Annotated in this window: 21 protein-coding genes; 14 read left to right on the top strand and 7 right to left on the bottom strand. The window is 70.7% G+C overall.

Annotated features, from left to right (window positions below; genetic code table 11):
* Positions 1-104: 104 nt before the first annotated feature.
* The 6 genes from KV102_RS06260 to KV102_RS06235 all read right to left on the bottom strand — a co-directional run bounded on the left by KV102_RS06260 (position 105) and on the right by KV102_RS06235 (position 6,059).
* Positions 105-1,463, bottom strand: coding sequence for an FtsX-like permease family protein (locus KV102_RS06260; protein WP_220345618.1), 1,359 nt, complete (start codon positions 1,461-1,463; stop codon positions 105-107).
* Positions 1,460-2,161: an ABC transporter ATP-binding protein gene (locus KV102_RS06255; protein WP_220342666.1), complete on the bottom strand. Its 702-nt coding sequence runs from the start codon at positions 2,159-2,161 to the stop codon at positions 1,460-1,462. The genes KV102_RS06260 and KV102_RS06255 overlap by 4 nt, the downstream gene beginning before the upstream one ends.
* 102 nt (positions 2,162-2,263) lie before the next feature.
* A complete protein-coding gene (locus tag KV102_RS06250; RefSeq protein ID WP_220345617.1) occupies positions 2,264-3,946 on the bottom strand; it encodes an ABC-F family ATP-binding cassette domain-containing protein in 1,683 nt (560 codons plus the stop codon).
* 143 nt (positions 3,947-4,089) lie between these two features.
* A complete protein-coding gene (locus tag KV102_RS06245; protein ID WP_220345616.1) occupies positions 4,090-4,692 on the bottom strand; it encodes a DUF1707 domain-containing protein in 603 nt (200 codons plus the stop codon).
* A 69-nt stretch (positions 4,693-4,761) separates the two neighbouring features.
* The gene (locus tag KV102_RS06240) at positions 4,762-5,241 is read right to left on the bottom strand and encodes a hypothetical protein (protein WP_220342662.1); all 480 of its coding nucleotides are present in this window, start codon (positions 5,239-5,241) and stop codon (positions 4,762-4,764) included.
* A gap of 116 nt (positions 5,242-5,357) precedes the next feature.
* Positions 5,358-6,059: a GAP family protein gene (locus KV102_RS06235; protein WP_220345615.1), complete on the bottom strand. Its 702-nt coding sequence runs from the start codon at positions 6,057-6,059 to the stop codon at positions 5,358-5,360.
* Between the two features lie 74 nt (positions 6,060-6,133).
* On the opposite strand from KV102_RS06235, the gene KV102_RS06230 reads away from it, so the two are divergent.
* The 4 genes from KV102_RS06230 to KV102_RS06215 all read left to right on the top strand — a co-directional run bounded on the left by KV102_RS06230 (position 6,134) and on the right by KV102_RS06215 (position 11,453).
* The gene (locus tag KV102_RS06230) at positions 6,134-6,358 is read left to right on the top strand and encodes a hypothetical protein (protein ID WP_220345613.1); all 225 of its coding nucleotides are present in this window, start codon (positions 6,134-6,136) and stop codon (positions 6,356-6,358) included.
* Between the two features lie 183 nt (positions 6,359-6,541).
* Positions 6,542-8,254, top strand: coding sequence for a cation:proton antiporter (locus KV102_RS06225; protein WP_308290244.1), 1,713 nt, complete (start codon positions 6,542-6,544; stop codon positions 8,252-8,254).
* A gap of 80 nt (positions 8,255-8,334) precedes the next feature.
* Entirely contained in the window at positions 8,335-10,023 is a 1,689-nt protein-coding gene (locus KV102_RS06220; RefSeq protein WP_220345612.1) for an FAD-dependent oxidoreductase, read from the top strand.
* Entirely contained in the window at positions 10,020-11,453 is a 1,434-nt protein-coding gene (locus tag KV102_RS06215) for an ATP-binding protein (protein WP_308290243.1), read from the top strand. The genes KV102_RS06220 and KV102_RS06215 overlap by 4 nt, the downstream gene beginning before the upstream one ends.
* A gap of 117 nt (positions 11,454-11,570) precedes the next feature.
* Here the strand turns inward: KV102_RS06215 and KV102_RS06210 are convergent, their stop codons facing one another.
* Positions 11,571-12,602, bottom strand: a complete 1,032-nt coding sequence (locus KV102_RS06210) for a LacI family DNA-binding transcriptional regulator (protein WP_301021954.1) — start codon at positions 12,600-12,602, stop codon at positions 11,571-11,573.
* A 180-nt stretch (positions 12,603-12,782) separates the two neighbouring features.
* Here KV102_RS06210 and KV102_RS06205 point away from each other — a divergent pair, with 180 nt between their 5' ends.
* From KV102_RS06205 to KV102_RS06160, 10 genes are all read left to right on the top strand, one after another.
* Entirely contained in the window at positions 12,783-14,300 is a 1,518-nt protein-coding gene (locus KV102_RS06205) for a sugar ABC transporter ATP-binding protein (protein WP_220345611.1), read from the top strand.
* Positions 14,297-15,340, top strand: coding sequence for an ABC transporter permease (locus tag KV102_RS06200; RefSeq protein ID WP_220342655.1), 1,044 nt, complete (start codon positions 14,297-14,299; stop codon positions 15,338-15,340). Before KV102_RS06205 ends, KV102_RS06200 begins: the two co-directional genes overlap by 4 nt.
* Positions 15,337-16,446 carry an ABC transporter permease gene (locus KV102_RS06195; protein WP_220345610.1) on the top strand — a complete coding sequence of 370 codons (1,110 nt, stop codon included), beginning with the start codon at positions 15,337-15,339 and terminating at the stop codon, positions 16,444-16,446. Before KV102_RS06200 ends, KV102_RS06195 begins: the two co-directional genes overlap by 4 nt.
* Positions 16,443-17,489: a rhamnose ABC transporter substrate-binding protein gene (gene rhaS / locus KV102_RS06190; protein WP_220342653.1), complete on the top strand. Its 1,047-nt coding sequence runs from the start codon at positions 16,443-16,445 to the stop codon at positions 17,487-17,489. Before KV102_RS06195 ends, rhaS begins: the two co-directional genes overlap by 4 nt.
* A gap of 167 nt (positions 17,490-17,656) precedes the next feature.
* Entirely contained in the window at positions 17,657-18,049 is a 393-nt protein-coding gene (locus KV102_RS06185; RefSeq protein ID WP_308290242.1) for an L-rhamnose mutarotase, read from the top strand.
* 1 nt (position 18,050) lies between these two features.
* On the top strand, positions 18,051-19,214 hold the full coding sequence (gene rhaI, locus KV102_RS06180) for an L-rhamnose isomerase (RefSeq protein WP_220342651.1): 1,164 nt from the start codon (positions 18,051-18,053) through the stop codon (positions 19,212-19,214).
* Positions 19,214-21,283: a bifunctional aldolase/short-chain dehydrogenase gene (locus KV102_RS06175; protein WP_255560569.1), complete on the top strand. Its 2,070-nt coding sequence runs from the start codon at positions 19,214-19,216 to the stop codon at positions 21,281-21,283. The genes rhaI and KV102_RS06175 overlap by 1 nt, the downstream gene beginning before the upstream one ends.
* 9 nt (positions 21,284-21,292) lie before the next feature.
* Positions 21,293-22,720 carry a rhamnulokinase family protein gene (locus KV102_RS06170; protein WP_220345608.1) on the top strand — a complete coding sequence of 476 codons (1,428 nt, stop codon included), beginning with the start codon at positions 21,293-21,295 and terminating at the stop codon, positions 22,718-22,720.
* The gene (locus tag KV102_RS06165; RefSeq protein WP_220345607.1) at positions 22,720-23,949 is read left to right on the top strand and encodes an alpha-hydroxy acid oxidase; all 1,230 of its coding nucleotides are present in this window, start codon (positions 22,720-22,722) and stop codon (positions 23,947-23,949) included. Before KV102_RS06170 ends, KV102_RS06165 begins: the two co-directional genes overlap by 1 nt.
* 28 nt (positions 23,950-23,977) lie before the next feature.
* A complete protein-coding gene (locus KV102_RS06160; RefSeq protein WP_220345606.1) occupies positions 23,978-24,187 on the top strand; it encodes a LuxR C-terminal-related transcriptional regulator in 210 nt (69 codons plus the stop codon).
* Positions 24,188-24,454: the final 267 nt, after the last annotated feature.

Genomic DNA, 24,454 nt, shown 5'->3' with positions numbered 1-24,454 from the left:
TGGACTCCTCCACATTCGTCACCTTCACTGCCGCGCGGTTCCCCCGTACGGGGGAGCTCCGGCGGCCGCCGGGGGAGGTCCGTACGGTCGCCCCGTCGCGGCGCTCAGGCCACCGTCCGTGCCACCCTGCGGGACGTCGCGGCGCCGGCGAGGACCAGACCCGAGGCCACGACGACGCACAGCAGGTACTGGGCGATGACCGAGGGCTGGGCCACCGGTTGAAGGCCGACGACCGGCACCAGCACCATCAGCGCGGTCGCCGTGGCGACGCCGACACTGGCCACGAGCGGGATGATCGTCTCCCTCGTCCGAGCGCGGTCGAGCGTGCGGTGGTCGGTCCCGGCCAGGACGAGCGCCCGGTGCTCCTCGCGCTGCTCGATCACCCGACCTGCCTGCATCACTCCGGTGGAGACGGCCGCCAGCGCCCCGGCGATCGCCAGCGTCAAGAAGCCGCCGGTCTTGAGGTCGGCGATGAACGCCGCCTCGTCCGGACGGCCGACGGTGTTGGGATCGAGCAGCGAGAACGTCGCCGTGAGACCGGCGATGAAGGTCGCGAGCGCGACACCACCCACGGAGCGCCATGCCGTCCTGGGCGAGTCGACGATCCGTCGTCCGGCGAGGAGGGTCGGCACCGAGCGCGCCGCCGCAGCCGTGACGCGACCGACGACCCCGATCACGAAGGGGCCGACGAGGTTGAGCGTCGCGAACGTGAGCACGAGCAGGGTCACGAGGACGGCGAGGGCGACGCCCACCGATCCGCCGAGGACCTGGGGTGCGACGACGAGCGCGAGGCAGCCACCCACGGTCGCGAGCAGCCGAACTCTCCGCAGGCCCGGAGGAGTGACTCTGTTGGCGACGCCCAGCGGGGTGATCGCGACCCGCCGAAGGCTCGCCGCCGCCGAGAGCACCGCGATCGCGAGCACGGCCGCGACAGCGAGAACCACGACCGGCACCCCCACCCAGAGCTCGGAGAAGGCGAACCGACGATCCTGGAACCGCACCTGAGCAACCAGCGGGACGAGCAGCGCGTACCCGGCGAGCCCGGCGATTGCGCCCACGGCCGCCTGTGCGGTCGCGTCGAGGACGGTCAGCCCGGCGACCTGGCTGCGCGTCGCTCCGCACAGTCGCAGCGCGGCGAGCCGGGCATCCCGCCGTTCGGCCGCCAACCTGGCGGCGGCGGCACCGAGCGTGCCGAGCGGGACGAGGATCAGGAGGACGGCGATACCGGCGAGGAACGGGTACTGGATGGCGTACGGCGTCTCCGGGGCGTCGAGACCGGCGCGGATGCCGGGGGCACCTCCCGCCCGGTCCCAGAAGGCCTGGAACCCGCCGATCACCAGGAGGAGGACGGCTGTCGTCGTCGCGAACGCGACGACCGCGAGCACCTCGGTGAGGCGCTGCGGGTCGCGGCGCCCGGAGCCGTGCGAGCGGAGCAGGGCCCACAGGGAGATCGTGGTCCTCATCGTGCGGCCTCCTCGTGCACGTACTCGCCCGTGACCCGGCCGTCGCGCATGGTGATCATGCGTGAGCAGTGACGAGCGACAGCCTCGTCGTGGGTGACGACCACGAGGGCGGCTCCGGTCGACCGCGTGGCGGAGGTGAGGACGCTCAGCACGTCCGCGCCGGTCGCCTGGTCCAGCGCGCCGGTCGGTTCGTCGGCGAAGACCACGCCCGGTGATCCGGCGAGCGCACGCGCGATGGCGACTCGCTGCGACTGTCCCCCGGAGAGCTCACCGGGGCGCCGTTGCTCCAACCCCGCCAGCCCGAGGTGGGCGAGCCAGGCGGCAGCGACCCGCGTCGCCTCGGTCCGTGACGTCCCCGCGAGCATGAGCGGCAGTGCGGCGTTCTCCACCGCGGGAAGCTCGGGCAGGAGCTGCCCGGACTGGAACACGAAGCCGAAGTCGGTGCGTCGCAGCGCCGTACGTCGTCGGTCGGACAGGCTTGCGAGGTCGGCTCCCTTCCACACGATCGAGCCCGAGGTCGGCGCGAGGACTCCCGCGAGACAGTGCAGCAGCGTGGTCTTGCCCGATCCGGACGGGCCCATGATCGCGAGGGACTCACCCGGCGCGACCGAGAGACTGACGCCGGCGAGGGCGTGCGTGGCGGTCGACCCCTCGCCGTAGGTCTGGACGAGGTCGGTGGCGACGAGTGGGGAGTTCATGCCACCACGCTAGGAATCGCGACTGTGTCGGTGCGTCGGTCTGCGGGACGGGCTCGCCGCGGCCACGTCATACTCCGGTCGGAGAGCGACGAAGCCAGACGATCACCCCGTCGTGCCGAGCGGCAGCGTCGCGCCGTCCCAGCGGGCCCGCCACCAGCGGTCGTGTGTCACCAGGACGACGGGCACGCGTGAGCTGACCAGAGCGTCCTGGAGCTCGTCCACGAGAGCGACCGAGAGGTGGTTGGTGGGCTCGTCGAGCAGGAGCAGCTGCGGCGCTCCGCTCACGACCCGGGCGAGGGAGAGCCGCCGCTGCTGCCCGACGGACAGGTCGCCCACCGCCGTGTCGAGGTCGCGGGGGTGCAGCAGGCCCGTCCGGCGAAGAGCGTCCCGCCACTCCTCAACCGGACCGTCCCGCCCGTCCGCGAACACCGTGAGCGCGCTCGCGCGGGGGTCGGCGTACGCATCCTCCTGCGGCAGGTAGCCGATCCGCAGCCGTCGCTGCCGGCGCACGGTGCCCGCCTCGGGCTCGATCGCACCGGCGAGGACGCCGAGCAGCGTCGACTTGCCCGCACCGTTGGGGCCGACGACCAGCAGGCGGCTGTCGGCGGTGACGTCGAGCGCGGCGAGGCGGAGCCTTCCACGCACCTCCACGTCGCGGACCGAGACCAGCACACCGTCAGCAGGAGAGACCCCGACGAGGCCGGCGAACGCCCTCCTCTCGGGCGGTGGCGGGACAGGACTGGCCACCAGCCGCTCCAGCCGCGCCTCGGCGTCACGCACCCGCCGCGACACCGCCGCGTCCTTGCGCTCACCGAGGAAGTGGCCGATGAACTTGTCGTTGTCGCGGGGCGCTCGGTAGCCGTGCCCGATCTGACGGCTGCCGGTGCTGAGCACCGCCTTCGCGTCGTCGTACGCGTCCTCCCAGGCGTCGCGCGCCTGCGCCCAGCGCACGAGCGCGGACGCCTTCGCGTCGAGGTACGCCGTGTAGTCACCGGTGTAGCGCGCAGGCCCGGTGGAGGTCGTACCGTCCGGTGCCACGTGCAGCGTCGCGTCGAGGTCCAGGATCGCCGTGCAGGTCGCGTCGAGGAACGCCCGATCGTGCGAGACCACGATGACGACACCGCGCTGGTCCTTGAGCGAGCGCTCCAGATAGCCCACGGCGGCATCGTCGAGGTGGTTGGTCGGCTCGTCCAGCAGCATCAGGTCCGCCGACGTCACCAGCGCCAGCGCGAGGGCGAGCCGAGAGCGTTGGCCCCCCGAGAGCGTCCCCAGTCGGCGGTCCTCGCCGACGTCGCCGAGACCGAGCCCGGCGATCGCGCGTGCCGCCCGAGAGTCTGCCGACCAGCCGTCACGCCGCTCGTACTCGTCGAGCGCGTCGCCGTACGCCTCGAGCGCCGCGGCGTCAGGATCGCCGTCGGCCATCGCGTCCTCGAGGGTTCTCATCTCGCTCTCGAGACCGCGGAAGTCGGCGAGCGCACCGTCGATCGCGTCCCGCACCCGGCCGGAGTCAGGGAGGTCGGGGACCTGGCCGAGGTAGGTCACGCGCGTCGGCCTGCTGACGGTGCCGTCGTCGGGCGCCTGGCGTCCCGCCAGCACGCGGAGCAGCGTGGACTTGCCCACGCCGTTCTCCCCGACCAGGCCGAGGCGCTCGCCGGGGGACGCGGTGACGTCGAGGTCGTCGAGGACGGGACGCATCCCGTACTCGACCGTGATGCCGCGGGCGACGAGAGCACGGCTGGTCGCGGCGGCTTCCGTCGTGGAGGACGGGCTGAAGGGGAGAGACACCGATGACCTCACAGGGTCAGAAGGGGCTCGCCGGGCAAGGGGCGCCGCGGACGCGAGCGGGATCGGTGTCAGATCTTCATAGCCCGTCCATCGTGGCACGGGAGGTCAAGCGGTTAAGCCGGGCACACCGCCACGGTGCGCACTCAGTCCAGGGGTCGGCGGACGACACCGACGCCGCCCCACAGCGCGAAGCCCCGGACCCGCACGGTGGGAGCACCGGGCGCGACCTCGCTGTCGTCGCGGGGCCCGCTGAAGCCACCCATGATGCCGATGCCCTCGACGACGACACGCGTCGTCGGGTTCACGGTGATCTGCGCGCCGCCCATGATCGCGTTGACGGTGATGACCACCTCGGGAGCGCTGAAGCGGGCGCGGCGCACGTCGATGTCGGCCCCGCCCATCACGGCGGTGACCGTCAGCTCGGACGGCACCAGCCAGTCGCCGCTGCGCTCGAAGCCGCTCATGATCGCGACGCCGCGCTGGTGGGTGGGCTCGCCGACCGAGGTGACGGGCGAGACGTGGCGCGCCGGAACCGGCTGCGCGTACGGCGGAGTGGCGGGAAGATCGTCGGTCAGGGGGACCAGGTCGGCCACGGTCTTGGCGTCGTACGCCGCCTCCAGCCGTTCGTCGAGCTCGTCGGTGTCGATCCGTCCCTCACCGGCCGCGCTGCGCAGGATCTCGGCGACCTGCTCGCGGTCGGCGTCGGAGACCCGCATCCGGCGTGCGGGCTCATCGGGAAGCTGCATGTCGGCCAGGCTACGGGAGCGGCCGGAGCGGGCGCGGGACCGACCGAGACAGGCCCCGCGCCCACGGGGTCAGTCGCCGACCTTCTCCGCGCCGGCCTTGGTGGCCTTCGCCGCGTTGCCGGCGGTCTTGCGGGCCGACGTGGCGGCGCCCTTGGCGGCCGACTTCGTCGACGCGGTGGACTTCTTGGCGGTGGTGGTCGTCGCCTTCACCTTCGCCTCGGTGGACTTGGCCGACTTCTTGACGTCGGCGGTCGCCTGCTGTTTGCGGATGCGGCCGACGAGGGTCTCGCCACGCTCGGCCAGTCCGGCGTACGTGGTCTCCAGGTCCTTGAGCGCCTCGAGAGCAGCGGCCTGAGCCTTCTCGGGGAACACCTTGAGCTGCTCCGGCACGGTCTTGAGCTGCTCGGGCAGACCCTTGAGGTCGTTGATGACGCCGTCGACGTCATCGGACGACGGGACCGACGCGCGGACCTTCTCGACGACGATGTCGCCGGCGCCGACGACGGCGAGGAACGGTGTGGACGTCGTGAGCTGTTCCTTGATGGCCATGATTGCTTCTCCCTCGGTCGTGCGGGCCGCGCCAGGTGGCGTGGACTCCGCCTTCAGTCTTCGTGGCGCTGCTTGCATTTGCAAGCGTTTGCTAGCAGGCGAGAGCGTGAGCCCCGTCACAGGAGCCCGCCGACGCCCTGCAGCGCCACGAGTACACCGACGATTCCGACCGTCCACGCGGTCGCGCTGCCGGCGCGCTGCCCGGCCCACGAGCCGAGTCGTTCGAGCGGTCGATCGACCCAGCGTGCGGCGACGAGCCGCAGCGCGAGGATCAGCAGCGCGGGGAGAATCATCACGAGGCAGTAGACGGCCAACGTTGCGGTGGTGGCCGCCATCCCGATGTCCGCCGCGGTCAGGGCGCCGATCGCGGCCAGATAGGGCAGCATGCTCGCCGCCTCGATCCCACCGGCGACCACGGCCAGGCCGACCATTCCGCCCGGCGTGGACAGCGCCCCGGTGATGCGTTCCTGCCACCGTCGTGACGACTCGGCGGGGTCGTGGCCGCGCTTGGCCCGATACTTGGGGTCGATCCGATAGCTCAGCCAGACGAGCCCGACACCGACCACCACCATCACCACGCGACCCGGCCTCGAGGTGACGATGTCACCCAGCACCGGGACCAGTGCTTGGGCACCGGCGGCGAGCGCGATCCCGAGCACGAGGTAGAAGGCCGCGATCGTCAGGAGGTAGATCACGACCCGTCCCTGATGGCCCCGTCGCGTCGCCAGGACGAGCCACACCGGGATGATCAGCGTCCCCATGCTGGTGCTGTCGACCAGAGCCATGGCCACGAGAAATCCGGCGAGCGCGAGTGTCATCTCTCGATCATCGCCATCCAGAACGCCCCGGGCGTCGGTCTGAGGTCCAACGCCCGCTCCACCTTTGGTAGGGGGTGGTCGCTGGTGCGTCGTTCGTGCTGGGCGGCGCGCTCGCCCTCGTCTACGAGCTGATCGACGAGGCGGGACGACAGGCAGGACGGCACACCGTGATCGCGGTCGGCATGCTCGGCGGCGTCGCCCTGGCGTGCGGGTCCTCGTGGGGCCGGGCGGTCTGCGTCGCTCGTTCACCGCAGCCGGCGACGAGGTGCCGTACGCGCACCACAGGCTCGCGACGCTGATGCTCTCGGTCGCCGCGGTGAGCTACCTCGTGATCGCCACCGACCGGCCGAACCTCGTCGCCGCCGTCCTCTCGGTCGCGGGTGCTGTCGGCGTTCCCGGTGGTGGCGGGGGTCGGCTGAGCGCGGTCGGGCGAGTTCGCGATCGCAGGAGAGAATGGGCTGACCTGGCCGAAAGGGGTGCGCGTGGACTTCCTTCTCGTCGGCATCGCCGGGATCGTGTGCATCGTCGCGGTCACGGTGCTCTCACCCCGGGTCGGTGTCGCGGCGCCGCTGCTCCTCGTGCTGATCGGCGTCACGATCAGCCTGCTCCCGGCTGTGCCCGCGATCGAGATCGAGCCGGAGCTGGTTCTCGCAGGGGTGCTGCCGCCGCTGCTGTACTCCACTGCCGTGTCGATGCCCGCGATGGACTTCCGTCGGGACTTCACCGCGATCAGCGGACTCTCCGTCCTCCTCGTCATCCTCAGTGCTCTCCTGCTGGGGCTGTACTTCCGTGCGGTGATCCCTGGCATCGAGCTCTCGACGGGCATCGCGCTCGGGGCGATCGTGAGCCCGACGGACGCGGTCGCGACCTCGATCGTGCGCAGGCTCGGGGTGTCGCCGCGGGTCGTCACCGTGCTGGAGGGCGAGAGTCTCCTCAACGACGCCTCCGCCCTCGTGCTGCTCCGCTCGGCGATCGCGGCGACGGCGGCGTCGGTGTCGCTGTGGGGTGTGGCCGGCGACTTCGTGTGGGCGGTCGTCGCGGCCGTCGTCATCGGTCTGCTCGTCGGCGGCGCCAACCTCCGGGTCCGCGCGAGGATCACCGAGGCCCCGCTCAACACCGCCATCTCGTTCGTCGTCCCGTTCGTCGCCTACGTTCCCGCGGAGCAGCTCGGCGCCTCAGGCCTCGTCGCTGCCGTCACCGCCGGCCTGGTCACCGGACAGGGGGCGCCGAAGTATCTGCGGCCGCAGGACCGGCTCTACGAGGCCTCGAACTGGCGGACGATCGAGCTGCTGCTCGAGGGATCGGTCTTCCTGCTCATCGGCCTCGAGCTCTACGGGGTGCTGGAGGACGTCCGGGAGGCTCACAACAGCGCTCTGAACGCCCTGCTCGTCGGTGTCAGTGCGGGCGCGATCGTGCTCGTGATCCGCGCGGCGTACGTCCTCCCGCTCCTGCTCTCGGCGCGCCGCCGCCGCCGCGCCGCGCCGCGGGTCCGCAAGCACATCGAGGGGATCCAGGACCGGCTCGACTCGGGCGAGCTCCCGGGTCGGCAGCAGGTCCTGCGCAGACGGATCCGCCGGTCGCTGGCCGACGTGAACTACATCATGGCCGAGCCCCTCGGCTGGCGAGAGGGCGTCGTGCTCGTCTGGGCGGGTCTGCGCGGCGTCGTCACGCTCGCCGCGGCACAGTCATTGCCGCAGGAGACGCCCGAGCGTTCGTCGCTCATCCTGATCGCGTTCGTCGTCGCCGTCGGCAGCCTCCTCGTCCAGGGAGGGACCCTGCCCTGGGTCGTCCGGGCGTTGGGGCTGGCCGGCCAGGCCTCCGACGACGGGTCCGAGCGACGGGCACTCTTCGGCGAGCTGGCGAAGGCGGCCGACGACCGCCTCGCGTCACCGGACCTGCGTCGGCCCGACGGCTCGCCGTACGACGAGGACGTCATGGAGCACGCGCGGAGCCTGGTCACCATCCGGCTGTCGGAGGACGAGGAGGCGGTCGAGGACAGCTCCCGGATCGTCGCGCAGTACCACGAGCTGCGGCTCCTCATCGTCGCCGCGGAGCGGGCGGCGCTGCTGCGGGCGCGCGCCCTCGGCACGTACAGCTCGGCGACGTTGTCGGAGGCGTTGAACGTGCTCGACGCGGAGCAGATCAACACCGAGCTGAGGGCGGGCCCGATGCTCGACGACGACGCAGCCGGCTGATCGCGGCCGAGAACCAGCCTGGCCTCGGGGCGGCGAAGGCGCGACGATGGGGACCTCGGCCACCACCGCGAAGGACCGACATGACGGCAACGACCTCCCCCGGGCGCGTGGAGCACCGTGTCGCCCTCCTCACCGTGGACGACGATCCGGCGGTGTCACGCTCGATCGCGCGAGACCTACGGCGCCGTTACGGCGCCACCCACCGGATCGTGCGCGCCGAGTCCGGGGAGCAGGCTCTCGAGGCGCTGCGTGAGCTCAAGCTCCGTGGCGAGGAGGTGGCGGTCCTCCTGGCCGACCACCGGATGCCCCAGATGACGGGCATCGAGTTCCTCGAGAAGGCGATCGACCTGTTCCCCGCCGCACGCCGCGTGCTCGTCACCGCCTATGCCGACACCGAGGCGGCGATCGACGCGATCAACCTCGTCGACCTGGACTACTACCTGCTCAAGCCTTGGGATCCTCCCGACGAGAAGCTCTATCCGGTGATCGACGACCAGCTCGACGCGTGGTCCCGTACCGACCGCCACCCGGTGGGCGAGACGAAGCTGGTCGGGCACCGCTGGTCGGCACGCTCGTCGGAGGTGCGCGAGTTCCTGGCACGCAACCAGGTGCCGTACCGGTGGTTCGCCTCCGACTCGGCCGAGGCACACGCGCTCTTCACGGCCGCGACTCTGGACGACCCGCAGCTCCCGGTCGTCGTCACGCCGGGCGGCAACGTGCTGGTGGCGCCCACCGACGCCGCGCTCGCCGAACGGGTCGGGTTGGTGACGCAGCCTCGGTCCGACTTCTACGACCTGATCGTCGTCGGCGGCGGGCCCGCCGGTCTCAGCGCGGCGCTCTACGGGGCGTCCGAAGGGCTCAGGACCGTGCTCGTCGAGCGCACCGCCACCGGAGGACAGGCGGGGCAGAGCTCGCGGATCGAGAACTACCTCGGCTTCCCCGACGGCGTCTCGGGCGCCCAGCTTGCCGAGCGCGCACGGCGTCAGGCGCTCAAGTTCGGTGCGGAGATCGTCACCACCCGCGACGCCGTCGGGCTGGAGGTCAACGGGCCGGCACGCACCGTCCGCTTCCCCGATGGCAGCTCCCTCGACGCGCAGACGATCATCCTGGCCGGCGGAGTCACGTACCGGCGGCTCGACGGCCCCCTGTTGGACGACATGACTGGGCGAGGGCTCTACTACGGGTCGGCGCTGACCAATGTGGCCGCCTGCGCCGGCCAGGACGTGTACGTCGTCGGCGGGGCGAACTCCGCCGGCCAGGCCGCGATCGCGCTGGCCCGCGAGGCTCGCAGCGTGACCATCCTCGTCCGTGGGCCAGCGTTGACGCAGTCGATGTCGGCGTACCTCGTGGAGCAGGTCGAGGCGCACCCCCGGATCCGGGTGATGACGTCGACCGAGGTCGCGGCGGGATGCGGAGACGGGCACCTCGAGGGCCTGGTGCTGCGCGACCTCAGCACGGGACGTATGACCACGGTCCCGTGCGGGTGGGCGTTCGTCTTCATCGGCGCCGTGCCGCGGACGGAGTGGCTCGACGGGGTGGTCGTGCGCGACCGCTACGGGTTCGTCCCGACGGGCCCCGACCTCCTGCAGGACGGCGCGCGACCACCGGGGTGGACGCTCGACCGGGTGCCGTACCACCTCGAGAGCAGCGTGGCCGGCATCTTCGCCGCCGGCGACGTCCGGGCCGAGTCGGCGAAGAGGGTCGCCTCCGCCGTCGGAGAAGGAGCCATGGCCGTGATGCTGGTGCACCGCTACCTGGAGCAGCTGTGAGCACGCCCGAGCCGTTGCCGTGCGACGTCGCCGAGCTGCGCCGGATGTTCCTGTTCGAGCGCCTCGAGGACTGGCAGCTGGCGTGGCTGTGCGAGCACGGCCGGGTGGAGCACGCGAAGCCGGGATGGCTCATCCGCGAGGGCGATCCGGCGACGTGCTTCTACGTGATGCTGGAGGGGGAGATCGCTCTCTATCGCACGGTCGGCGGTGACGACGTCGAGACCTCCCGGACCGCCCGGGCCGGCGTGTACACCGGAGCCTGGTCGGCGTACCTGGGGGACCGTGCTCCGCAGGTGTACACCGGCTCGACCAAGGTGCTGGAGCCGTCGCGGTTCTTCGTCCTGGACGCCGCCGACTTCGCCAAGCTGATGGCCGACTGGTTCCCGATGGCGGTGCACCTCCTCGAGGGCCTCTTCTTCGGGACGCGCAACACCCAGGAGGCGGTCGGGCAGCGTGAGCGGCTGCTGGCTCTGGGGTCCTTGTCGGCCGGCCTCACCCACGAGCTCAACAATCCCGCGTCCGCGGCCGTGCGGGCGACCGCGACACTGCGCGAGCGGGTCGCGGCGATGCGCCACAAGCTCGCGATGATCGCCGAGGGCACCCACGACCGCGAGACGATCACCGCGCTGATGGCGCTCCAGGAGGACGCACTGGCGCGTCGCGCCGACGCCGTATCGGCGGACGTGCTCGGTGTCCTCGAGGCGTCCGACCTGGAGGACCGGCTCGCCGACTGGCTCGACGACCACGGGATCGAGAACGGTTGGGAGATCGCCCCGGTGCTCGTGCAGGGCGGCATCGACGAGACGTGGCTCGACGCCGCGGCGGCCCGGGTGGACCCCAGCGCGCTCGCCGGCGCGATGCGCTGGCTCGGCTACACGCTCGAGACCGAGGAGCTGATCGCCGAGATCGAGGATGCGACCAACCGGGTGTCGACCCTGGTCAACGCGGCGAAGCAGTACTCCCAGCTCGACCGCGCCCCGTTCGTCCGCACCGACGTCCACGAGCTGCTCGACGCGACCCTGTTGATGCTGCAGATGAAGCTGCGCGGCATCACCGTGGTCAAGCACTACGACCGCAGCATCGCGCCCGTCCCGATGTTCGCGGCGGAGATGAACCAGGTGTGGACCAACTTGATCGTCAACGCGGCACAGGCGATGGCGGGAGAAGGGACCCTGACTCTCACCACGCGTCGCGTGGAGGACTGGTGCGAGGTGGAGGTCGCGGACACCGGTCCGGGGATCACGCCGGAGAACCAGGAGCGGATCTTCGAGCCGTTCTTCACGACCAAGGCCGTCGGCGAAGGGACGGGACTCGGGCTCGACATCTCCTGGCGGATCGTGGTCAGGAAGCACCATGGTGACCTGACGGTGGAGTCGGAGCCCGGCAGCACCCGCTTCACGGTCCGCCTCCCGTACGACGCGGCCGGCTGACCCCCTCCCGTCCCCGAGCGTCCCTCCCGTCCCCGATTTGTGCAGTTGATCAAGGAATCCGGGTGCCGATTCCTTGAGGAGGTGCACAAATCGCGTACGGGGCGAGGCGCGGGGCGGTCAGCCGAGGGTCGACGCGCGGGCCACCAGCTCCGGGGCGAAGACGATGTGCTGGCGCTCACCGCTGCCGCCGGCCTCGATCTCGGCGAGGAGCAGCTCGGCGGCGCGCCGGCCCATCTCGCGTGAGGGCTGGCGCACCGAGGACAGCGGGATGGCTGCCGAGGCGGCGTAGTCGATGTCGTCGTAGCCGATCAGCGCGATGTCGTCGGGCGTCCTCAACCCCCCCCGGGTGAAGGCCTGGAGCATCCCCATCGCGATCAGGTCGTTGGCCGCGAACACCGCGTCAGGACGCTCGTCGGCCGGCAGCGCGACGATCCGCTCGCCCTCGGCCAGTGCCGGGGCGACGTGCATCCCTGTGATCTCGCGGTAGTCCAGCGAGGCGTTGCCGACACCCTCGACCGCTCGCCGTCCACCGGCGAGGCGGTCGCGGACCTGCTCGATGTCGGTGGAGGCGCCGACGAAGGTGATGCGTCGCCGCCCGGTCTCGAGCAGGTGCTCGACCGCGAGTCGACCACCGCGCTCGTCGTCGACCGAGACTGAGCTGTACGACTCCGTCGACGCGAGCCGGTCCAGGAGGATCACCGCCATGCCGCGTGAGCGGAGGCGGTCGAGGCGGTCGAGGACGTCACCGACCGGTGAGATGAGCAGGCCGTCGACACGCTGCTCCTCGAAGAGGTCGAGATAGGCACTCTCCCGGGCGGCGTCCTCCGCGCAGTTGGCGAGCAGGACGCTGCGCGACCGCGCGGTCGCCTCGTCCTCGACACCCTGGGCGACGTCGGTGAAGAAGGGGTTGCGGATGTCGAGCACGATGAGCCCGATCGACCGGCTGTGTCCCTGCCGGAGCTGACGGGCCGCCTCGTTGCGGACGAACCCGAGGTCGCGGATCGCCGCGAAGACCCGCTCCGCGGTCTGCTCCGACACCTTGGCAGGGTGGTTGAGCACGTTGGAGACCGTGCCGACGGAGACGCCTGCGAGCGCAGCGACGTCACGGAGGCTGGCTGCCGGGGTCGGTGTCGACGGGGGCTTTGCCACCGGCATCTCCTGTATCTAGGTCTGTCGCATGGCGGACGGTGCGTGAAGTCTGCCACTGAATCGTTTCAAGGGGTCCCTTGACCCTTGTGAGTCGGCTCATATACCTTGTGAACGCCACGTTAATTGAAACGATTCAAACGCGCTACCCCTCAGTGCGTACGGAAGTCGGTGAGGAAGTCGATGGCCACAGCCGCCACCGGGACGGTCGCGCTCGCCCTGAGCGACGTCTCGAAGAGGTTCGGGCAGGTGGTCGCCCTGCGTGCAGGCAGCCTGACCGTCACCACCGGGTCCATCCACGCGCTGGTCGGCGAGAACGGCGCAGGCAAGTCGACGATGGTCAAGATCATCGCGGGCCTCTATCGGCCGGACTCCGGATCGTACGAGCTGTTCGGCGAGCCGGTCGACTTCCGGACCACCGCCGACGCCAAGGACGCCGGCATCGCGGTGATCTACCAGGAGCCGACGCTGTTCCCCGACCTCAGCGTCACCGAGAACATCTTCATGGGGCGCCAGCCGCGGTCGCGGTTCGGCAGCATCGACCGCAAGGCCATGGACACCGAGGCGCGCGCGTTGTTCGCCCGTCTCGGCGTCGCCATCGACCCGGAGCGCCCCGCTGACGGCCTGTCCATCGCGGACCAGCAGATCATCGAGATCGCGAAGGCCATCTCCCTCGACGCCCGCGTCCTCATCATGGACGAGCCGACCGCCGCACTGAGCGGCATCGAGGTCGACCGCCTGATGACGATCGCCCGCGCGCTGCGCGACGAGGGCCGCGCACTGGTCTTCATCTCCCACCGCTTCGACGAGGTCTTCAGCCTCTGCGACACGATCACCGTGATGCGCGACGGCTCGTACGTCTCGACCGACGCGGTCGCCGACGTCACCGTCGACGACATCGTGCGCCGACTCGTCGGGCGCGACGTCGAGGACCTCTATCCCAAGCAGGACGCGCAGATCGGCGACGTCGTCCTCGAGATCGAGGGCCTCACCCGTGCCGGTGTGTTCCACGACGTCGACCTCCAGGTCCGGCGGGGCGAGATCGTCGGGCTCGCCGGTCTCGTCGGCGCCGGCCGGAGCGAGATCATGCAGGCGGCGTTCGGGGTCGACCCGTACGACTCGGGCACGGTCAGGGTGGCCGGCAAGGCCGTCCCTGCCGGGGACCCCGCGGCCGCCATCCGCCTCGGGCTCGCCCTGGTCCCGGAGGACCGGCGCAAGCACGGCCTCGTCCTCGACGCCTCGATCGCCCGCAACATCACCATGGCGATCCGCCGTCGCCTCTCGCGCGCCGGCATCCTGTCGTCCGGAGCCGAGAACGCGACAGCCCGTGACTGGGCCTCGCGCCTGGAGGTCAAGGCGGCGACGCTCGACGCTCTCGCCGGCACCCTCAGCGGCGGCAACCAGCAGAAGGTCGTGCTCGCCAAGTGGCTCAGCACCGCACCCGACGTGCTGATCGTCGACGAGCCGACCCGCGGCATCGACGTCGGCACCAAGGCCGAGGTGCACCGGCTCCTGTCTGCCCTCGCCGGCGAGGGCATGGGCATCGTCATGATCTCGTCGGAGCTGCCCGAGGTGCTCGGGATGGCCGACCGGGTCGTCGTCGTGCACGAGGGCCGGATCACGGCCGAGCTGAGCCGTGAGCAGGCGACCCCCGAGGCCGTGATGTTCGCGGCGACCAACACCGAGGGAGCCTCCGCATGAGCACCGCAGCCACGACCGCGACGACGCCGGCGCCCCCGCCGCCCCCGAGCGTCGGCGCCCGGGTCCGCAAGGTCCTCCAGGCGCGCGAGACCGGCATCGTCCTGGCCTTCCTCGTGGTCCTGGCCGTGACCACCGCGATCAACCCGTCGTTCCTCTTCAGCAAGGACGGCTGGCGCGACCTCTTCCTGACGCCGTCGATCCTCGTGGTGCTCGCCGTCGGCCAGGCGATCGTCATCATCACCCGCAACGTGGACCTGTCGGTCGGGTCGATCCTCGGTCTGGTCGCCTACGCGACCGGCCGGCTCTTCGTCGACACAGGGCTGCCGATCATCGTCGTGCTGCTGCTCGCGATCCTGCTCGGCGTCGTGCTCGGCCTGATCAACGGCGCACTCGTCGCGTTCGCCAAGGTGCCGGCGCTGGTGATCACGCTCGGCACGCTCTACGTCTATCGCGGCATCATGATGTCGTGGGCCGGCTCCGACCGGATCAACGCCTCCGACATCCCGCGCGACCTGCTCACGTTCGGTACGTCGTCGGTGCTCGGCATCCCGACGCTCGCGTGGATCTCGTTCGCCGTGCTCGGGGTCGCCATCGTCTTGATGCGCAGCTCGCGCGCCGGGCGCGAGATGTACGCCCTCGGCTCCGACCCCGAGGCCGCCACGCTCTACGGGCTGCCCAAGACCAAGCGCACCCTCGTCGCCTTCGCGGTCTCCGGCGGTCTGGCCGGGCTCGCGGCCGTCCTCTACGTCGCGCGCTACGGCACCATCAGCTCCGGCGCCGGGCTCGGCATCGAGTTCGAGGCGGTCGGCGCCGCCGTGATCGGTGGCGTCGCGATCTTCGGCGGCAGCGGCACCGTCCTCGGTGCGGCGGTCGGCGCGTACCTCCTCATGACGATCAACCGCGGTCTCCCGATCCTCGGCATCCAGGACTTCTGGCAGCGCGCGGTCGTCGGCCTGCTCATCATCGTCGCGATCGTGCTGGACAAGGTCCTCAAGGACCGACAGCACAAGAAGCTGCTGGCAGAGAGGGACGCCGAATGACCAGCCTGATCGACCCCTCCGACACCTCCACGCCCTCGCGCGGCCGGACCTACCGCGACCATCAGCGTCCGCTGTGGCAGCGGGTCCTGCTCAGCCGCGACGTCGCGGTCTGGGCCGCCCTGGTCGTCGTCTACCTGTACGCCTCGGCGACCGTGCCGTTCTTCGACCGGCCGATCACCATCACGTACCTCCTCCTCGACGTCGCCCCGATCCTCCTGATCGCGCTCCCGATGACGCTCGTGATCATCACCGGAGAGATCGACCTCTCGGTCGCCAGCACCGTGGCGCTCGCGAGCGTGTCGTTCGGCGTGCTCTACGACAAGGGCACGCCCGTCGTCCTCGCGGCGGTCGCCGCCCTGCTCGTCGGGGTCGTCTGCGGTGCGTTCAACGGCTTCCTCGTCACCGTGGTCGGGCTGCCGTCGCTGGCCGTCACGATCGGCACGCTCGCGCTCTACCGCGGGATCGCGGTGGGCCTGCTCGGCACCACCGCCGTCACCGACTTCCCCGAGGCGTGGACCGACTGGGCACGCGGCCGGATCGGCGAGTCAGACATCCCGTCGATCATGATCGTGTTCGCGGTGCTGGCCGTCCTCTTCATCGTCCTGCTCCACTTCACCGCCTTCGGCCGCGGCATCTTCGCGATCGGCCTCAACGAGGGCGCCGCCCGGTTCTCCGGGATTCGGGTCGAGCGCACCAAGCTGGTGCTGTTCATGCTGACCGGTGTCGTGTCGGCCATGGCAGGCATCTATTACACGCTGCGCTACGGCAGCGCCCGCGGCGACAACGCCAACGGCATGGAGCTCCAGGTCATCGCCGCCGTGCTGCTCGGCGGCGTCTCCATCTTCGGCGGACGTGGCGCACTCCCCGGCGTGATCGCCGGCGTGCTCCTCATCGGGGCGATCGGCAGCGCACTGCGCCTGGCCGACCAGACCGCCGACGTCATCAACATCGTCACCGGCCTGCTGCTGGTCGTCTCCGTCGTGGGCTCCAGCGTCCTCGGCTGGATCGGCAGCCGGCGACGTCGTGGCGCCCCCGAGCCCAACAGCACCACCCCCCAGGCCGACCCGGACGGGCCGGTCAGCAATCGAGAGAGAGAAGACCGATGACCACACAGACCACGAGGCGACGCGGCCTCGCGCGGTTCGTCCCGGCCGTCGCCGCCGTGCTGGGCATGAGCCTGGTGCTCGCCGCCTGCGGCGGGAGCGACGACGAGGGTAACGGCGGAGGCGGCGGCGACGACGTCTCGGTCACCTTCCTCCCCAAGAACCTCGGCAACCCCTACTTCGAGACGTCCTCCAAGGGCGGCAAGGCTGCCGTCGAGGAGTTCGAGGGCACCTTCAAGGAGGTCGGCCCGTCCGAGGCGACCCCCGACTCGCAGGTCAGCTACATCAACACGCTGACCCAGCAGGGGACCGGCGCCATCGCGATCTCGGCCAACGACCCCGAGGCCATCGGCGACGCGCTCCAGGAGGCGCGTGACGCCGGCACCAAGGTCGTCACCTTCGACTCCGACACCAAGCCGGAGTACCGCGACCTCTTCGTGAACCAGGCGGATGCGAAGGGCATCGCCTCCAAGCAGGTCGAGCTCATCGCCAAGGCCATCGGCGACCAGGGCAAGATCGCGATCCTCTCGGCGTCGGCGAACGCGACGAACCAGAACGAGTGGATCAAGCTCATGGAGGAGGATCTCAAGGCGAACCACCCGAAGATCCAGCTCGTCGAGACGGTCTACGGCGACGACGACGACCAGACGTCGTTCGACAAGACCGCCGCACTCCTGCAGAAGCACCCCGACCTCAAGGGCATCGTCTCGCCCACCACGGTCGGCATCGCCGCAGCGGCGCGCTACCTCTCGGACTCGCAGTACAAGGGCAAGGTCCAGCTCACCGGTCTGGGCACGCCCGACCAGATGCGCGAGTACGTCAAGAACGGCACGGTCGGCTCCTTCGCCCTCTGGAACCCCGAGGACCTCGGCTACCTGACCGCCTTCGCCGCCAAGGCGCTCGTCGACGGCGACATCAAGGGCGAAGAGGGTGACACGTTTGAGGCGGGCAAGCTCGGCGAGTACACCGTCGGCGCCGACGGTGTCGTGCTCCTCGGCGACCCGCTCGAGTTCAACAAGGACAACATCGACGACTTCCAGTTCTGAGACCTGACGTCTCGGACGAGTCGTACGCCCGAGCACAGCACCTCTGACCAGGAGGTCTGAGCTCGCCGGGCCACCCGCCCGGCACCACGACGTGGTTCCCGGTCGCCCCTGCGGCCAGGGGTGACCGGGAACCACTCCCGAACACTTCCGGAGGAACGATGCGCCGCGTGTGCTTCCAGCTTCAGGTCCGGCAGGACCGGATCGACGAGTACCGCCGGCGCCACGCCGCGGTGTGGCCAGAGATGTTGGAGGCCCTGGACGCCGCCGGCTGGCACAACTACTCGCTGTTCCTCCGCCCCGACGGGCTCCTGATCGGCTACCTCGAGACCGAGTCGCTCGAGCGGGCCCGCGCCCGGATGGCGGCCACCGACGTCAACCGGCGGTGGCAGGCCGAGATGGCCGAGCTCTTCGAGGACCTCGACGGAGCACCTGACGAAGGCTTCCTCGAGCTGGAGGAGATCTTCCACCTCGAGGACCAGCTGGCTGCCCACCAGGCGACCGAGACTTCGACGGCACAGACGACCGCGCGCGAGACCCGTGCGCGAGGAGAGAGCAACTGACATGACGAACTTCGCCGACATCGCGTCGCGGCTCACCGAGCAGGAGATCGAGGTTCCCTCCTGGGCCTACGGCAACTCCGGCACGCGCTTCAAGGTCTTCGGCTCGCCCGGCACACCTCGTACGGTCGAGGAGAAGATCGCCGACGCGGCCGCGGTCCACCGCTTCACCGGCCTCGCCCCGCGCGTCGCGCTCCACATCCCGTGGGACCAGACCGACGACTACGCGGCGCTGCGCCGCTTCGCCGAGGACCAGGGCATCGGCCTGGGCACCATCAACAGCAACACGTTCCAGGACGACGACTACAAGCTCGGCGCCCTGACCCACACCGATCCGAAGATCCGCCAGAAGGCGATCGACCACCACTTCGAGTGCATCGACGTGATGGACGCGACCGGCTCGCGCGACCTCAAGATCTGGCTCGCCGAGGGCAGCAACTACCCCGGCCAGGCGGACATGCGCGGACGGCAGGACCGCCTCGCGGAGTCGCTCGCCACGATCTATGAGCGCCTGTCCGCCGACCAGCGTCTCGTGCTCGAGTACAAGTTCTTCGAGCCGTCCTTCTACCACACCGACGTGCCGGACTGGGGCACGGCGTACACGCAGGTCGCCGCCCTCGGGGACAACGCGGTCGTCTGCCTCGACACCGGCCACCACGCCCCCGGCACCAACATCGAGTTCATCGTCGCCCAGCTGCTGCGCCTCGGGAAGCTCGGCTCGTTCGACTTCAACTCGCGCTTCTACGCCGACGACGACCTCATCGTGGGCGCGGCGGACCCGTACCAGCTCTTCCGGATCCTGTTCGAGGTCGTCCGTGGCGGCGGGTACGGCAAGGACGGCGACGTCGCGTTCATGCTCGACCAGTGCCACAACATCGAGAAGAAGATCCCCGGGCAGATCCGCTCGGTGCTCAACGTGCAGGAGATGACCGCGCGTGCGCTGCTCGTCGACACCGCGGCGCTGACCGCGGCCCAGGCTGACGGTGACGTCCTCCTTGCCAACGAGATCTTCATGGACGCCTTCTACACCGACGTACGTACCGACCTCGCCGCATGGCGCGAGACGCAGGGCCTGCCGTCCAACCCGATGCAGGCCTACCTCGCCAGCGGCTACCAGGAACAGATCGAGGCCGATCGGGTCGGCGGGACCCAGGCCGGATGGAGCTGATGAGCACGATGTCCGACAACACCACGGCGAACGCCGCCAACGAGACCGCGAAGGCGCTCATCGAGCGCTCGAACCGCCTCGGCGCCGATCCGCGCAACACCAACTACGCCGGCGGCAACACGTCTGCCAAGGGCACCGAGACCGACCCGGTCACCGGCGAGGCCGTCGACCTCCTGTGGGTCAAGGGCTCGGGAGGCGACCTCGGCACGCTCAAGGAGTCCGGCCTCGCCGTCCTGCGCCTGGACCGCATGCGTGCGCTCGTCGACGTCTACCCGGGCGTCGAGCGCGAGGACGAGATGGTCGCGGCGTTCGACTACTGCCTCCACGGCAAGGGTGGTGCCGCTCCGTCGATCGACACCGCGATGCACGGGCTCGTCGACGCGGCGCACGTCGACCACCTGCACCCCGACTCCGGGATCGCGGTCGCGACCGCCGCCGACGGCGAGGAGCTGACCGGCAAGATCTTCGGCGACAAGGTCGTCTGGGTCCCGTGGCGTCGTCCCGGCTTCCAGCTCGGGCTCGACATCGCCGAGATCAAGGCCAAGAACCCGCAGGCGATCGGCTGCGTCCTCGGCGGGCACGGCATCACGGCGTGGGGCGACACCTCCGAGGAGGCCGAGCAGAACTCGCTGTGGATCATCCGCACCGCGGCGGCCTACATCGAGGAGCACAGCAAGCCCGAGCCGTTCGGCCCCGCCCTCGACGGGTACACCGCGCTGCCGGAGGACGAGCGGCGCGCCAAGGCTGCCGCGCTCGCGCCGACGATCCGCGGGATCGCGAGCCAGGACCGCCCGATGGTCGGCCACTTCACCGACTCCGACGTGGTGCTCGACTTCCTCTCGCACGCCGAGCACCCGCGGCTCGCCGAGCTCGGCACCTCGTGCCCCGACCACTTCCTCCGTACGAAGGTCAAGCCGCTCGTGCTCGACCTCCCCGCGGACGCGTCGGTCGAGGACTCGATCGCCCGCCTGAAGGAGCTCGCGGGGTCCTACCGCGAGGACTACCAGGCGTACTACGACCGGCACGCGACGTCGGACAGCCCCGCGATCCGGGGTGCCGATCCGCTCATCGTGCTGGTCCCGGGTGTCGGCATGTTCAGCTTCGGCAAGGACAAGCAGACCGCCCGCGTCGCCGGTGAGTTCTACGTCAACGCGATCAACGTGATGCGCGGCGCCGAGGGGCTCTCGACATACGCGCCGATCGACGAGTCGGAGAAGTTCCGCATCGAGTACTGGGCGCTGGAGGAGGCCAAGCTCCAGCGGATGCCGAAGCCCAAGCCGCTGGCCACCCGCGTCGCGCTCGTCACCGGCGCTGCGTCCGGCATCGGCAGGGCCACCGCGGAGAAGCTCGCCGCCGAGGGCGCCTGCGTCGTCATCGCCGACCTCGATCTGGAGAAGGCCCAGGAGGCTGCGGCCGAGCTCGGGAGCACCGACGTCGCGGTCGGCGTCCAGGTCGACGTCTCCGACGCCGACGCCGTCCAGGCAGCCGTGGACGCGGCGGTGCTCGCGTTCGGCGGTGTCGACCTCGTCGTCAACAACGCCGGCCTCTCGCTCTCGCGCTCGCTGCTGGAGACCACCGAGAAGGACTGGGACCTCCAGCACGACGTCATGGCCAAGGGGTCGTTCCTCGTCTCGAAGGCCACGGCGAAGGTGATGATCGAGCAGGAGATGGGCGGCGACGTCGTCTACATCTCCTCGAAGAACTCGATCTTCGCCGGCCCCAACAACGTGGCGTACGGCGCGGCGAAGGCCGACCAGGCGCACCAGGTCCGGTTGCTCGCGGCCGAGCTCGGCGCGTACGGCATCAAGGTCAACGGCGTGAACCCCGACGGTGTCGTCCAGGGCTCGGGCATCTTCGCCAGCGGCTGGGGCGCGAACCGCGCCGCGGTCTACGGCGTGGAGGAGAAGGACCTCGGCAAGTTCTACGCGCAGCGGACCATCCTCAAGCGCGAGGTGCTGCCTGCCAACATCGCCAACGCGGTGTTCGTCCTCTGCAGCGCCGAGCTGAGCCACACGACCGGGCTGCACATCCCCGTGGACGCCGGCGTCGCCGCCGCGTTCCTGCGCTGAGGCCGGTGCATGTCTGAGCCTGTCCACGTCGCCTCGGTCGACCTCGGCGCCACCAGCGGACGCGTGGTGGTGGCCGAGGTCGGCCCGGACGGTGCGCGGCTGGAGGTCGTGCACCGGTTCGCGAACGCACCGGTGCGGCTGCCCGACGGTCTGCACTGGGACGTCGTCGGGCTCTTCCGCGAGGTCGTCGACGGCCTGCGGCTCGCCGTACGCTCCACGCCCGGCCTCGCCGGCGTGGCGGTCGACAGCTGGGCGGTCGACTACGCCCTGCTGCGGGACGGGCGGATGGTCTCGACGCCGTTCCACTACCGCGACAGCCGCACCGCGGCCGCCGTGGAGTCCGTGCACGCGACTATGGCGCCCGCTGCCCTCTATGCGCGCAACGGGCTGCAGCACCTGCCGTTCAACACGGTCTTCCAGCTCGTCGCCGACGGCACCCACCTGGAGCACGCCGACACGATGCTGATGGTGCCGGACCTCATCGGGCACTGGCTGAGCGGCCACGTCGGGACCGAGCTCACCAACGCCTCGACCACGGGCCTGCTCGACGTGACGACCGGCACCTGGGACACCGACCTCGCCAAGACGCTCGGCATCGCGCCGGACCTCCTGGCGCCGCTGGTCGCCCCCGGGACCACGCTCGGAGGGCTGCTGCCGCACGTCGCGGCGGAGCTCGGCGGGCACGACCTGACCGTCACCACCGTGGGCTCGCACGACACGGCCTCGGCGGTCGCCGGCACGGTGCTGGGGCCGGACGACGCGTACGTGTCGTGCGGCACCTGGGGGCTGGCCGGGCTCGAGCTCGAGCGACCTGTCCTCGACGACGCGGCACGGCAGGCAGGCTTCACGAACGAGGGGGGCGTCGACGGGCGCGTCCGGTTCCTCCACAACGTGATGGGTCTGTGGCTGCTGAGCGAGTCCGTACGCACGTGGGAGCGCGAGGACGGGCGACCGGTCGAGCTGGCGTCCCTGCTGGCTGCCGCCGCCGAGGTCGAGACACCGCTGCTCTTCGACGTCGACGACCCGCGCTTCCTCCCGCCGGGCGACGTCCCGGCACGGATCCGTGCGTACGCCGCAGAGCACGGCCTGCGGCCGCCGACCGGTCGCCCGGAGACGACACGCGCGATCCTCGAGAGCCTCGCCGAGGCGTTCGCGACCACGCTCCGCCGCGCCGCGGAGCTCGCGGGTCGCCGGGTCCGCCGGATCCAGATCGTCGGTGGTGGCGCGCTCAACGGGCTGCTGTGCCAGCTCACCGCCGACCGATCAGGGCTCGAGGTGCTCGCCGGACCGGTGGAGGCCACCGCGCTCGGCAACGCGCTCGTGCAGGGCCGGACGCTCGGCGCCGTGTCCGGCGACCTGGACGCGCTCCGCGCTCTCGTCGGGAGCACGCTGGACCAGCAGCACTATCTTCCTCGCCCGCTCGGAAAGGTCTCCTGATGGATCGACGCGTACCCCACCCCCGCGATCTCGGACCGCTGCTGAAGTTCAAGAAGCCGGTCCTCAGCCCGCGCGAGCGTCGGCTCGCGTCGGCCCTCACGATCGACGATCTCCGTACGATCGCGAAGCGGCGGACCCCACGCCCGGCGTTCGACTACACCGACGGAGCCGCTGAGGAGGAGCTGTCGCTGGCCCGAGCGCGTCAGGCGTTCCAGGACGTGACGTTCCACCCTCGGATCCTCCGCGACGTCTCCAAGGTCGACACCTCGTGCCAGGTCCTCGGCGCCACGTCGGCGCTGCCGTTCGGGATCGCGCCGACCGGCTTCACCCGCATGATGCAGACCGAGGGCGAGTACGCCGGGGCGGGCGCGGCGGGAGCGGCCGGCATCCCGTTCGCGCTGTCGACGATGGGCACTGCCTCGATCGAGGACGTACGGGCAGCCAACCCGGCAGGGCGCAACTGGTTCCAGCTCTACATGTGGAAGGACCGCGAGCGGTCGATGGCGCTGGTCGAGCGCGCCGCCGCGGCGGGGTTCGAGGCGCTCGTCGTGACCGTCGACGTCCCGGTGGCCGGCGCGCGGCTGCGCGACACCCGCAACGGCATGACGATCCCGCCCACGCTCACGCCGCGGACAGTGGTCAACGCGATCCCGCGGCCGGCCTGGTGGATCAACTTCCTCACGACCGAGCCCCTGGCGTTCGCCTCGCTCGACCGCTGGTCGGGCACGGTCGCCGAGCTCCTCGACACGATGTTCGACCCGACGGTCGACTACGAGGACCTCGCGTGGATCAAGGAGCAGTGGCCGGGCAAGCTCGTCGTCAAGGGGGTGCAGAGCGTCGAGGACGCCTCGCGCCTCGCCGAGATGGGTGTCGACGCGATCGTGCTCTCCAACCACGGTGGCCGTCAGCTCGACCGAGCGCCCATCCCGTTCCACCTGCTGCCGGACGTCGCCCGCGAGGTCAAGGGCACGACCGAGATCCACCTCGACACCGGCATCATGTCCGGCGCCGACATCGTCGCGGCGCTCGCCCTGGGGGCCGACTTCACGCTCATCGGACGCGCCTACCTGTACGGGTTGATGGCCGGTGGACGGGCCGGTGTCGACCGCGCGATCGAGATCCTCTCCACCCAGCTCGAGCGCACCATGCGCCTGCTGGGAGTCAGCAGCGTCGACGAGCTGCAGCCGTCGCACGTCACCCAGCTCCAACGGCTGATCCCCAGGGGGTAAACACAACGTGCGGGGGGACGGGGGAACGGTGACACGGGACGGCCAGGGTCGGCTCGACCGTGACGACCTCGTCCTGCTCGCTCTCGTCGCGAAAGGGCTCACGGTCGAGGCGGTCGGCCGTCGCCTCCTCCTGTCGGAGCGGACCGTACGGCGCCGTCTGCGCACGGTGTGCTCGGCGCTCGAGGTCTCGACACCGATCGAGGCCGTCGTCTGGGCCGTACGCCACGACCTCATCTGACCCGACCACTCGCGGGTCACCCTTTGGCCGTCGGGGGTCACTCCCTGGGACTCGCGGGTCACCCTCTGGGACTCGCGGGTCACCCTCTGGGACTCGCGGGTCACTCCCTGGGACTCGTGGGTCACCCTCGACCGGGAGAGTGACCCGCGGGCCGAGGAGAGTGACCCGCGGGCCAAAGCGAGTGACCCGCGAGCCAAAGCGAGTGACCCGCGGGCCGAGGAGAGTGACCCGCGAGCCGAAGCGAGTGACCCGCGGGCCGAAGCGAGT

This window comes from Mumia sp. zg.B53, assembly GCF_019550935.1.
Lineage (GTDB): Bacteria > Actinomycetota > Actinomycetes > Propionibacteriales > Nocardioidaceae > Mumia.
The sequence above is the reverse complement of the archived record's forward strand: the minus strand, read 5'-3'. Positions and strand labels throughout refer to the sequence as shown.